Annotated in this window: 10 protein-coding genes; 6 read left to right on the forward strand and 4 right to left on the reverse strand. The window is 61.2% G+C overall.

Annotation, left to right across the window (positions count from 1 at the left end; genetic code table 11):
- The first annotated feature begins 7 nt into the window (after positions 1-7).
- Together P5540_02220 and P5540_02225 are read left to right on the forward strand one after the other, a co-directional pair.
- On the forward strand, positions 8-877 hold the full coding sequence (locus P5540_02220) for a DUF1559 domain-containing protein (GenBank protein ID HRT63618.1): 870 nt from the start codon (positions 8-10) through the stop codon (positions 875-877).
- A gap of 76 nt (positions 878-953) precedes the next feature.
- Positions 954-1775, forward strand: a complete 822-nt coding sequence (locus P5540_02225) for an amidohydrolase family protein (GenBank protein HRT63619.1) — start codon at positions 954-956, stop codon at positions 1773-1775.
- Positions 1776-1789: 14 nt separating this feature from the next.
- On the opposite strand, the gene P5540_02230 is transcribed toward P5540_02225, so the two are convergent.
- From P5540_02230 to P5540_02245, 4 genes are read right to left on the reverse strand one after another with little or no spacing between them, the layout of a single operon-like run.
- Positions 1790-2932, reverse strand: coding sequence for a hypothetical protein (locus P5540_02230; GenBank protein ID HRT63620.1), 1143 nt, complete (start codon positions 2930-2932; stop codon positions 1790-1792).
- A gap of 48 nt (positions 2933-2980) precedes the next feature.
- Complete coding sequence (locus P5540_02235) at positions 2981-3760, reverse strand: class I SAM-dependent methyltransferase (GenBank protein HRT63621.1); 780 nt, start codon at positions 3758-3760, stop codon at positions 2981-2983.
- A gap of 20 nt (positions 3761-3780) precedes the next feature.
- Positions 3781-4425 (reverse strand): ThuA domain-containing protein, encoded by a 645-nt coding sequence (locus P5540_02240; GenBank protein HRT63622.1) that lies wholly within the window; start codon positions 4423-4425, stop codon positions 3781-3783.
- Positions 4422-5012, reverse strand: a complete 591-nt coding sequence (locus P5540_02245) for a methyltransferase domain-containing protein (protein ID HRT63623.1) — start codon at positions 5010-5012, stop codon at positions 4422-4424. The genes P5540_02240 and P5540_02245 overlap by 4 nt, the downstream gene beginning before the upstream one ends.
- A gap of 133 nt (positions 5013-5145) precedes the next feature.
- Between P5540_02245 and amrS the strand changes: the two genes are divergently transcribed.
- Genes amrS through P5540_02265 form a run of 4 tightly spaced genes read left to right on the forward strand, consistent with a single transcriptional unit; the run spans position 5146 to position 11831 of the window.
- Positions 5146-6123: an AmmeMemoRadiSam system radical SAM enzyme gene (gene amrS, locus P5540_02250; GenBank protein HRT63624.1), complete on the forward strand. Its 978-nt coding sequence runs from the start codon at positions 5146-5148 to the stop codon at positions 6121-6123.
- A gap of 14 nt (positions 6124-6137) precedes the next feature.
- A complete protein-coding gene (locus tag P5540_02255; GenBank protein HRT63625.1) occupies positions 6138-6302 on the forward strand; it encodes a hypothetical protein in 165 nt (54 codons plus the stop codon).
- Positions 6303-6315: 13 nt separating this feature from the next.
- Positions 6316-7977 carry an AmmeMemoRadiSam system protein B gene (gene amrB / locus P5540_02260; GenBank protein ID HRT63626.1) on the forward strand — a complete coding sequence of 554 codons (1662 nt, stop codon included), beginning with the start codon at positions 6316-6318 and terminating at the stop codon, positions 7975-7977.
- A gap of 35 nt (positions 7978-8012) precedes the next feature.
- A complete protein-coding gene (locus P5540_02265) occupies positions 8013-11831 on the forward strand; it encodes a 4Fe-4S binding protein (GenBank protein HRT63627.1) in 3819 nt (1272 codons plus the stop codon).
- The last annotated feature ends 7 nt before the right edge of the window (positions 11832-11838 follow it).

The raw sequence follows: 11838 nt of genomic DNA on the forward strand, positions 1-11838 counted from the left end.
CCCGATCATGAAACGCAACAGGTGTGGTTTTACGCTCATCGAACTTCTGGTGGTCATCGCAATCATCGGCATTCTGGCCGCGATTCTGCTGCCCGCCCTTGCCCGCGCGCGCGAATCGGCGCGGCGCGCCTCATGCCAGAACAACCTCAAGCAGATGGGGCTCGCGTTCAAGACCTATGCCAACGAAGCCCGCGGATTTTTTCCCCCGAAAGTCCGCCTGTGCGATTTCGGAAGCGATCCGATGGCCCGCAATTATTCGTGGATGCCCGACGCGCTTTCGATTTATCCCGAGTATCTGAACGACGCCCACGTGCTGGCCTGTCCAAGCGATCTGCGCGTCCACATGTTCCTGAAACCGGGCGAGGCGAACGCATGGTTCAAGGCCGACGGAACCGTGGACCTCGATCCGCTTACCGGTTGCGGCAACTTCGCGCTTTACGGCGACGCATCCTATACCTATACGGGCTACACCCTGCCCAAGGACAACCGTTTCCTGCTGGACTGGCCGGGATTCGACCCGCAGGACCAGAGCGGAATCCCGGATGTCATTGCGGCCATTCAGCCCCTCTTTCTCGACCCGGCGAGCGAGCATGTGATCGCCCATCCGACGCTGGGACAATTGCCGCTCATGCGCATGCGCGAGGGCATCGAACGGTTCTTTGTCACCGACATCAACAATCCCGCCTCGACCGCCATCGCGCAGTCCACCCTTGCCGTCATGTGGGACAATCTCAGTTCCGATGCCACGCGATTCAACCACGTTCCCGGCGGATGCAACGTGCTGTACATGGACGGACACGTCGAGTTCGTTCGCTGGCCCGGGGAGGAATTCCCCGTCAATCCCTACATGGCCTACATCCACAACGCGACGCTCTGAGGGATTCGGTTGGTGCGCGTTGTATTCGGACGGCGTTCCGGTTCACAATACGGAAAACGCAGGGAGGAGTCCGGCTATGATTGATTTTCACGTGCATATGGGCAATCTGTACCGGGAAGGGTATCCGGCAAGGCCGCCGCTGAATGTGGATCAACTGATTGACTGGATGAATCGCTCCGGCATCGAGATCGGTGTGCTGCTGCCGCTGGAAAGCCCGGAAGGATCGTGGGGCTATTTCCTGAACGAGGAGGCGGTCGCGGCGCGCAATGCGTATCCGCGGCGTTTGATCGCCTTTCTGTGCGTGGATCCGCGGTATCCGATGGCCGAGGCGCACATTGATTATTTCGTCGAAAAACACGGCTGCAAAGGCTTCGGCGAACACGTCAACGGTCTGGCCTTCGACGATCCGCGCAATCTGCGGATTTACGCCAAGTGCAACGAGCACCGGCTGCCGCTGGTGTTCGAGATAAGTCCTGACTTGTGTTTCGACGATCCCGGTCTTCCCAAATTGGAGAACTGTCTCAAGCAGTTTCCGCATGTCACGTTTGTTGGACACGGCCCGGCATTCTGGAGCGCCATATCGGCGGACGATCCGCGCTCAGGCTATCCGAAAGGCCCCATCAAGCCGGGCGGCGCGGTGGACCGCCTGATGGCCGCCTATCCCAACTTGTACGCGGACCTTTCGGCGGGATCGGGCCACAACGCCATGACGCGCGACCCGGATTTCACGCTTGGATTCATCGAGCGGAACTGGCAACGGCTGCTATGGGGAACCGACATCGTCGGTGTCCATGACAATCCGCCGCAGATCGAATGGATACGGTCGGTTCCCATCCGCGAGGAATGGCGCAGGGCCATTCAGGAGGAAAACGCCCGCCGCGTCTTGAATCTGGCATAACGAGTGCCCGCCGTCTATCGCTCTTCATTCCAGTTTCGCCAGGCGTAGACGATAAAGGCGATACATCCGAGGATCAGCGGAACGACGACGAGGACGGTGGGCCAGTCGAACCCGTCCATGTGGGTAGGCCCCACGCCCATGCTGATGGCGGCCTTGCCGGCCTTCTTCGCGCTGAACAGCCACCCCACGGAACTGCCGAGGAACCCGTGAATGAAACCCAACGCGATCAGATTTCGGTTGCGGTCTTCCATGAAGGCCCACGACAGCACGATGCCCAGCAGCCAGGTAACCGCGACGAGATACCAGCTGTTGATGTGAATGAGGCCGAAGAACGAGCCGTTCAGGACGGCCACCCAAAACCGTTTTTTGGCGATGTCGGACGGATTGGCGGCGGGACCGAATCCCTTGCGAAACCGTGTGCCGAAATAGGAACTGAACAGCAGTTGCTGGAGCGCCCCCCAGAAAACGTAGCCGAACACGTCGAGCGCGAACTTGGTCGGACGGAAATCGGCAAACGCCTTGGCGCCGATTACCACGGCGGCCAATAAATACAACGCCGCGCCGAGAACGGCCGTAATCTTCAGGGCCGTCCAGAAAGCGGTTCCGAAATTGTCGTATCGAATCACGCAGGTCGCAAAGGCGCCGGTCGTTGCGATGCCCATGGCCAGGATGGCCGCCTTGCCCGCGAAACTCTGTTTCCATGCCAGCGCGTTCTCGCGTTTCATGTCGAACAGGAAATCCGCGACCTCGTGCCATTGCCAATAGAAGAAAACGGCCAGCATGCCCCATACCAGCGCCACGGCCGCTCCATAGGCCAGGCGCCGTTTGGCCGGCCCGTGGCTTACAAGCCGCCAGAGAGCCACGGGATTACCCAGTCCCCACGAGGTTAGCGTGTCGCGATGGATGCGCGGACTGACAAAAAGCAGATACAGCGCGCCGATTGTCAGCAGGGCCGTCGTGAGCGTGTTGGCGAAATCAATCTTCATGAGCACGCCAAAGGGATATTGCACGCACCACAGCAGAACGAGGCAATACGCCATTGTCGCAAAAGGTTCAATGACGTTGAAACGCCTCGATTTTGCCTCCCGTTCGAGTTCCCCCGCCGTGTTGCGAATCGAACGAACCCATGCCTTGTCGTCCGCGATTGACTGTGCCATACCGCTGCCTCCTCGTTTCGGGCGGCATGGTATCACAGCCGAAACGGGTCAGGCCACAATCGGTTTTTCGGCCAGCACAATCAAATCGGCCGACGTGGACGAATCGAATGGCGTGCGGTCGAACCCGCCGTATTCCGCCGCGATACAAAGTCCGGCCGATTCGGCGGCTCGGCGCAAATCCCCGGACGTCCAATGCCGCAGCACGGCCGTGTCGGCCAATGAACGGGTCCCGTTTTCGTCCGTTATGTGAAAGACAATGGACAACAGCGTGCGGTTTCCGTCGGGTATCAGGCTCTTTACGGCAACGGTTTCCTCGCCTGCCACGCGATGCCGTTCGACGCGGTGCCGAGGTTCCTGCGCGGACGGCGCATTGTAATTCAGCAGTTGGGCGAGGAAGAGTCCGCCGGGCGCAAGGGCGGCGGCCACACCCCGAAAGAAGGACGCCAGATCGTCTTCCGAAGGCAATAGCGACAGGCTGTTGCCAAGGCAAAGCGCCAAATCCCACGTGTCCACCGGAAGACAGCGCATGTCGGCCACGCCGTAAGTAATGGATGGATGGGTGCGATATGCGCGCGCATGGGCAATCATGCCGGGGCTTGCATCCAGCGCGGTGACGATTCCCCCCGCCTCGGCCATAAAGAGCGCATGCAGGCCCGTGCCACAGGCCAAATCGGCCACCCGGCGTCCCGGCGCCCGCCCGAAACAGTCCATCAGAAGCGGTCCTTCGCGATCGATCCGTTTCCGGCCTCCCGCCAGCATATCGTAATAAACGGCAATGTCGCGAAATGCCTGCGACGGCGCTAGACCGTTATCGTGTTGTTGCCTCAAGGCGTATCCTCTTCGATGGATTACCGGCCGGCCCAGATCATGCCGCGCCGCATGATTTCGCGGCATTCGGGCACGTCGAAATCCCTGGCGGCATGGCCCAGCGACGAATAGAACACGCGGCCGCTGCCCCACCTTCGTTTCCATGCGACCGGCATGACGCATCCCGCGGTCCACGGCGCTTCGGCCCCGTCGAACACGGTGGTTGCGAGTACTTCGTTGGAAGGATCCACGTGGAGATAGTACTGCTCCGAATTCATTTTGAAGTCCGCGATGCCCTCGGTGATCGGATCCGAACGATTGACGATGTTCACGGTATATTCGCGGCAGCCGCCGGGATGGGCCACCCAGTTCCCGCCCGTCATCCATTGATAATCCGTGTTGTTGCGGAACGCGTCGCACATGCCGCCGTGCCATCCCGCCATGCCGGCGCCCCCGCGGACCGCATCGAGCAACCCCTTTTCCTGCTCGCCGGTAATCGTGCCCATTGTCCAGCATTGCACGATCAGATCCAGCGATTGCATGCGATCCCGGTCGAGATAGGCGTCGAGCGTGTCCGAGAGGGCGACCGAAAACCCTTCCGCTTCAAGAAGGGGCGCGAAGACATCCACGCACTGTTTCGGTTCGTGGCCCTCCCAACCACCCCATACCATCAACGCGGACTTCATGCTTTTTCCGTCTCCTTGATGCAGCGGTACGCAAAAGCCGGAAACAGATTGCGCCATATTATCGGCGTTTTTTCGGTATTCGGAAATCGCCCGCGAAGACGGCGTTGAAAGCGATAACCCCGCGGCGTCCACGGGCTGAAGAAATAGGTGAACGTCACAAACACACCCCCGGGACGAAGCGCGTTGTAGGCCGCGTTCAGCAATTCGTCCTGGAGGTCCGCCCCGAATATGGCAAACGGCAAGCCCGACACGATGCAATCGCACGCGTCCAATCCGTGCGCCGCGAGGTGCCGGCCGGCGTTCGCGGCGGAATCGTGAATCACCTCGACGTTTGGACAACGTTCCCGCGTCTGTTTCACGAATTCCTCGCTGATCTCGATAGCCAGAAAAAGGGCGTCCGGACGGAGTTTTCGGGCGATGACTTCCGTGAAAACGCCGGTGCCCGGACCCAATTCGAGCACCGATCCGGCTTCCCGAACCCCCGCCGCCTCGGTGATCAGTTCCGCCAGGCGTTGTGAACTGGGCGCCACGCCGCCGACGAATTTCGGGGACGCCAAATACTCTTTCAAGAAACAAATCAGTTCCATAAGCGTCCTATCTCCGACACCGCGTGTTTTGTTAGAAACCAAACACTTTATTTTATGATAGCGAACTTCAAACAAATCATCAAGATCATTTTTTATGATAAAATCCATCCGATAACCAAAGCGGGAGACCGCCGTGGCAGGCGCGATTATCTGCGAATTGTGCCCGAAAGGGTGCGAGATTCAACCGGGGCAGAGCGGCGAGTGCCGCATTCGCGTGAACGTGGACGGACAGTTGCTCGCGGTCACGTATGGGCATCCGTGTACTGTCCATATAGACCCGATGGAGAAGAAACCGATGTTTCATTTCCTTCCGGGAACGGCTATTCTCTCGCTCGCGACGGTCGGCTGCAATCTTCACTGCAAGAACTGCCAGAACTGGGAGATTTCGCAGGGCGATCCGGAGACGGTTCCGGCCCATAGGCTCCCGCCGCGCGACCTTCCCCGTATCGCGCAGGAGAACGGCTGCCAGTCCGTGGCGTACACTTACACCGACCCGACCGTCTATTACGAATACGCGCTGGACGGTTGCATTTCGGTGCGCGAGGCCGGACTGCGCAATGTGCTGGTCACGGCCGCCTACATCAACCGTCCGCCGTGGGAGAAATTGTGCCGGTATGTGGACGGCGCGAAGATCGATCTGAAATCCATGTCGGATCAGTTCTACCGCGACGTCTGCCAAGCAACGCTGAAACCGGTGCTGGATGCCTGTGTCGTGGCGAAATCGCTCGGCGTGTTCGTGGAGCCGACCAATCTGGTCATTCCGACCCTCAACGATTCGGACGACGATTTTCGTAAACTGGCGAAGTGGATCGCCGAAAATCTCGGTAAGGACACCCCGCTCCATTTCTCGCGCTTCTTTCCGAACTATCAGATGCGAAATCTGCCTCCGACGCCTGCCGAAACGCTTGATCGCGCCCGCGACATCGCGCAAAGCGAAGGGTTGCAATACGTCTATATCGGCAATGTGTCGCGTCCGGATGCCGAAAACACGTTCTGTCCGGGCTGCAAGAAACTGCTCATCGAACGCCGGGGATACACCGTGCTGCAGAACCTGCTGCAGAACGGCCGATGCCCCGGCTGTCAAACGGAGATACCCGGCCTATGGCGCTAAAACGGCGTTCTTTCTTGAGTATTCTGTTGCGGACATTGGTTGGCGCGCCGCTGTTGGCGGCCGCGGCGTATTGGGCGCCCAGGCGCGTCACCGAAGCATTGCGCACATTGAGATATCCGGGGCACACCCGGGCTTTGGGCCGTGATGCGATCAAGGAACCCTGCGACTGGGCCGGTTGATGGAGGTTCGGATATGCGAACGAATCGTCTTGAAAGTTGGGGCGCTTGGAGGCGATTTCTGGGGCCAGGCGCGCCTGTGATTGGGCTGCTTCTACTCCTGATGTTCCTGGTCCCGCTTGGAATAATGCGCGCGCGCGTTTCATCGGTTCGCGCAGCCGCCCAGGCACAGAATCATGCAGGCGCGACCGTTGTATCGCCAAGTACACCGGAAAAGAAGGCCGTTTTCCAATCGCCGCTGGCCGGGCAATGGTACGATGCGGACAAGGATCGGCTCTCGGAGCAATTGGACGGATTTCTTGCGAAAGCGGACGCGGCCCCCGTTGACAACATTCACGCCCTGATTGTGCCGCATGCCGGCTATCGGTATTCGGGGCCGGTGGCGGCGTATGCCTACAAGCAGCTGGCCGGGAAGAAGTTCAGCCGCGTCATTGTGATGGGACCGTCGCACCGCATGGCCATGCGCAATGCGGCCAGCGTGCCGGATGTCACCCATTACGCCACGCCTCTTGGCGAGACGCCGCTCGACGTGGACTTCATCGCGGCGCTGAAAAAATATTCGCCCTTCGGCACGGTTCCCGGCGCGGACGACCAGGAGCACAGCGTGCAAATCCAGTTGCCGTTCCTGCAGAAGGTCCTTGGCGATTTTACCTTCGTGCCGATCGTCGTGGGGCGGATCGATCGCGAAACGGCGCGGACCATGGCCCGTATCCTGTCGGGGTTGATCGATCCGGAAACACTGGTTGTCGCCAGTAGCGATTTCACGCACTACGGTGTCAATTACGACTATGTCCCCTTTACGGACAACGTCTTCGACAACCTCAAGAAATTGAACATGGCCGCATGGGATTGCATTCAGCGCAAGGACATCGCCGGTTTCGAGAAGCACATCGAAAGCACGGGCGACACGATCTGCGGGGAATGCCCCATTCGGATACTGCTGTCCATGCTGCCCTCCGAATCGGAGGCGCGACTGCTCCACTACGACACGTCGGGCCGCATGATGAACGACACGACGAATTCGGTGAGTTATCTGTCCATCGCGTTCACGGGCGCGTGGAAGAAAGGAAAACCCATGGAACCGACCGCATCCGCATCCATCGAAACATCCCCGGCGCAGCCGTCCCTGACGGAAGAAGAAAAGGCAAACCTCCTGGCGCTTGCCCGCGCCTCGCTCGAAGGAAAGATCAAGAATGGACGATCGCCGTCCCCGGAAGAACTCGGCATTCCCGTCACGCCCGGCATGAAGCAGATCATGGGCGCCTTCGTGACGCTTAAGATAAACGGACAGTTGCGCGGCTGCATCGGCGAGATCTTTCCGCGCCGCGAGTTGTACAAGGCCGTTATCGAACGCGCGGTGGATGCCGGCATCAATGATTATCGTTTCGGGGCCGTGACGGCGGCGGAACTGCCGCTGCTGCGCTACGAAATCTCCGCGCTGACACAGCCGCGTCCGATCGGCGGCTACAGCGAAATTGTCCTCGGCAAGCATGGCATCGTGATCGAAAAAAACGGACGCAGCGCGGTGTTTCTGCCACAGGTTGCGCCGGAGCAGGGCTGGGATCTACCGACGACGCTGACGCATTTGTCCATGAAGGCGGGGCTTCCGGGCGACGCATGGAAAGAAGGAACCAAATATACGGTATTCGAGGCGATTGTGTTTCATGAAGGAGAATGATGGGGCGCGGAAGGCCAAAGGCTAAAGGATGAAGGATGAAGGATGAATTGGCGCAGCCGGGCGGTGCTTCTGTTAATTCCCCCCTTCAAGGGGGGAATTTCGTATTGATTGCGTCGCTTGGCCTGTTTGCGATGGCGGCACAGACATTGCTGTTTCGCGACTTCTTCACGGTATTCGAGGGCAACGAACTGGGGGTGGGCGCGTTCTTTGGCGCATGGCTGGTCTGGATTGCGCTGGGGGCCGCGGCGGGACGATGGATTTCCGGATGGGGCCTGCCGCTGGGGTTGCCGGCCGTTGCGTATGCCGTTGCATTTGTTGTGCAGCAGGCGCTGATTCTCCATGCGCGTGAATTGGCCGGCGTCCATGCCTTCGCGCAATTTCCCTTTGCGCGGATGTTCGCCGCCGCATTCGTGGTGAACGCGCCCTTCAGTTTCCTGACGGGCCTGCTTTTCACAATGGCCTCGCGGGAAGCCGCGCGCCGCGCATCTCTGCCCGCCGCGCGCGTCTATATCGTTGAAACCTTTGGCGGATGTCTGGGCGGCGTGTTCACGACCCTTGCGCTGGCCTTCGGCATGCCGGGCGAAAAAGTTATCCTCTTGGCCGCGGTTCCCTTGTTGGGCGCGGCGGCAGGGTCGCTGCGCGGGCGGCCACGGTTGGCTGTGGGTCTTTTCGCCTGCGCCCTCCTTGCGGCGGCTGTGCAGGGCGCGTTGCCGATGCGCTGGGCCGCGGCAAACGCGCGCGCGGAATGGTCTCGTCTCCTGACCGCGGAATCGTACCGGGGCTATTTCACGACCCCGCAGGGTCGCTATTTGTACGGCAACCGAGGCGGACAGTTCATCGTCGTTTCCAACGGCGCCGTGTGCGACACGTGGCCTCCGGGCGAACACGCCGCCGAGGTCGCGGCCATCCATCTTGCCCAGAAACCGGACATGCGCAACGCACTCGTCATCGGACCGGACGCGCTCGGCCTGTGCGACCGGCTGCGGGCCGTTCCAGGCATCGAACGGGTGACGTGGCTTCATACCGATCCCGCCTATCCGGACCGCTTGCGCGCGATCTTGAAGATGGGTGGAATGCCTGATTTCCTGCCGGAGGACGCGCCCCGAACCGATCTGCGCGCCCATGCCAAGGCGACGTCAAGCCGGTACGACGCCGTAATACTGAACCTGCCCGGCCTTTCGACGTTGGCCATGAACCGTTTTGCCAGCGTGGAGGCCTTTCAAGGGCTTCGCCCCTTGCTCAATCCGGAAGCGATGGTGTCGGTTTGCGTGGCGGGCGGCGAAAACTTTTTGGGCGCCGAGCGCGCCTTCCTCGGCGCGTCGCTGCTGGCAACGCTGCAATCGGTCTTCAAGCATGTTGCGATGAAACCCGGCGAGGAAACGTGGTTTTTCGCGTCGGACGCCGATATCCTGTCGGTATTTCCGGCCACATTGCGAAAACGGTTCGAGGACATTCCCGGTGCGGCCGCCATCTATCCCCCCGCCAACATTCCGGCCCTGTTTCCGCCGGATCGCATCGTTTTTCAACAAGAAAAATACGACAAGGCCGCGCGGGAAATCGGCACGGACGCGTTGCGCATCGAAGACCGGCGGCCGCGCGCGTTGCTCTTCACGCTGATGCTCGCGATCAAACAGGCGGGCTGGGCCGTTCCCACGGGCTTCCTGCCGCTCGCAACGCGGGACGGCGCTCCGTTGTTGGCCGCGCCGCTTGTCATCTATCTGCTGTTGCGTTTGTTGTACCGCCGGGGTAGCCGGCACGCGCCGCCCGCGGATGCTTCCCGGTATGGCGCGATGTTCCTGGCCGCATCCACCGGCGCGGCCGGCATGGCGGCCAGCGAGCTGCTCATGTTTCAATACCAGACGCGGCACGGCTCGCTGTATCTTCACATCGGCCTTATTTCGGCCTTGTTTATGGCGGGCGCGTTCGCCGGCGGACGTTTCATCGAATGGCGGTTGGAGCGAAATGCGCCCAAGGGAATGCTCCTTGCCGCGCTCCTCGCGATCCACGCCGCATTCCTCCTGCTGCTCGCGCAGGATACGGTGGGCGCGCAAGCGGGCTTCGCGTTCATGTTTTTCGCGGCCGGCGTCACGACGGGCGGCTACTTCCCGCTGGCGGCGGCGTTGCAACGCATGGGGCGCGAGGCGGCATCCGTGGCGGCCCAACTTCAGGCGGCGGACAATTTGGGCGGGGCGTCGGCCGCTGTTTTATTGCCCACCTTGCTGGCGCCGATGATCGGCGCCGATGCGGCGCTGATCCTGTTGGGATTGATCGCACTCAACCTCCCCGAATTCGTCGGTTTGCGCCGGTTGCCCGGGAATACGGGACGATTTCCGTTGCGCGCGGCAGGGTACGCGATGGCGGGCGTTGCCGTGTATGCGTTGTTCGTTTCGGGATTCGCGGCCTTGCGACAGGGCGCGTCCGAGGAACATCTGTTTTGGGATGCGGTGCGCCGATTGTCGGGAGAAGAGGAACCCATGCGCGAGCAGGCGGAACGGCCCGGCGGCCCGGCTGTTGAATATGCGCGGACGGCCCAGGGTGGCTACATCTTTCCCACGAAACCCTGGGCGGCGGATATCAAGGGCTACGCGGGACCGATTCTTTTGGCCGCCCATGTGGACGCCGATGGACGCTTGATTGACTACGCCGTCGTGAAATCGCGGGAAACGCGGTCCTATTTGTCGCTCGTCGAAGTGCGAAAAGACCGCCTGCAAGGCAGGAACCTTTTCGATCCCCAACCCTTCCGGGACGTGGCGATCATTTCCGGCGCTACGGTCAGCGACAGGGCCATCCAACTGGGACTCGAACGCGCGGGCCATGGATTTGCCAAGGAAATACTGGGCCGGGCGCAAGCGGCCGGGGCCGGCGTGCCAAAAACCGTCCCTTGGCAGCCGGTTCGCGACGCGGGGATCCTGACCGTGATGCTGATGGCCGCCTATGCCCTGCGGTTTTCTTCCCCGTTCCGGCTCCGCTGGGCCGTGCTGGCCGTCTCGGCCCTTGTGCTCGGCTTCGCGCTCAATCTGCAATACAGTGTACAGCATGTTTTGCTGTTGCTGGATGGCGGCGTGCGCGAACTGCCCTGGGGCGGGGTTTTCTGGCTGGTGGTCGTGTTGCCCGCGGCGGCGGCCCTGTTCGGCAATGCCTATTGCGGCCATGTATGCCCCGCGGGAGCCTTGCAGGATCTCGTGGGCGACCTGTGGCCGCGCCGGTGGCGGGTTGCCCCGCATGCCCGCGTCTGGCGGCTCGTTCGCCCATTCAAATATGTCCTCTTGTTCCTGCTGGTCTGCGAATTTGCGCTTGTTCGCGACTATCGCGTGGCGCAGGCGGACCCGCTGGCCGCCCTTTTTGCGGGAAACTGGAGCGCTTCGTTTACCCTCTTCATCGTTTGCATGGCGGCGGCCGGGCTGTTCATGCCGCGGTTCTGGTGCCGTGCGTTGTGTCCGGCGGGCGCCTTTCTGTCGTTGTTCAACGGCGTACGGATGGCGGCGCGATGGATGCCGCCGAGATATCCCCTGCACTGCGATCTCGGCGTGCGTTCCGTTCGCGAACTTGATTGCCTGCACTGCGACCGTTGCGCGGCGAACCGTCGGGTGGGCGGGCGGGCCAAGTCGCTCCTTGCCCGGCGAACCGCCGGGATGGTGTTGTTCGCCGTGGCGGCAGGGGGGGTTTTATTTGTGGCGGCCAACGGTATACAGAGCCTGCGCGGACCGGAAGCCGCGGCCGTGTTTCCGGCATCCACCGGCATCAAGGGGACGCCGCGCACCGTTGACATGAACGCCCTTCGCAGGCTGCTGGATCGGGGCGAGTTGTCGCGGCATCCCGCCGAATTCCATCATCCGGCGAACATGGACGAATAGTTTTTTT

Source organism: Candidatus Hydrogenedentota bacterium (assembly GCA_035450225.1).
Classification (GTDB): Bacteria; Hydrogenedentota; Hydrogenedentia; order Hydrogenedentales; family SLHB01; genus DSVR01.

Excerpts from the sequence above, each read along its gene's own strand:
- P5540_02220 (HRT63618.1), top strand. The coding sequence starts at position 8 with ATGAAACGCAACAGGTGTGGTTTTACGCTCATCGAACTTCTGGTGGTC.
- P5540_02225 (HRT63619.1), top strand. The coding sequence starts at position 954 with ATGATTGATTTTCACGTGCATATGGGCAATCTGTACCGGGAAGGGTAT.
- P5540_02230 (HRT63620.1), bottom strand. The coding sequence starts at position 2,932 with ATGGCACAGTCAATCGCGGACGACAAGGCATGGGTTCGTTCGATTCGC.
- P5540_02240 (HRT63622.1), bottom strand. The coding sequence starts at position 4,425 with ATGAAGTCCGCGTTGATGGTATGGGGTGGTTGGGAGGGCCACGAACCG.
- P5540_02245 (HRT63623.1), bottom strand. The coding sequence starts at position 5,012 with ATGGAACTGATTTGTTTCTTGAAAGAGTATTTGGCGTCCCCGAAATTC.
- amrB (HRT63626.1), top strand. The coding sequence starts at position 6,316 with ATGCGAACGAATCGTCTTGAAAGTTGGGGCGCTTGGAGGCGATTTCTG.
- P5540_02265 (HRT63627.1), top strand. The coding sequence starts at position 8,013 with ATGAAGGATGAATTGGCGCAGCCGGGCGGTGCTTCTGTTAATTCCCCC.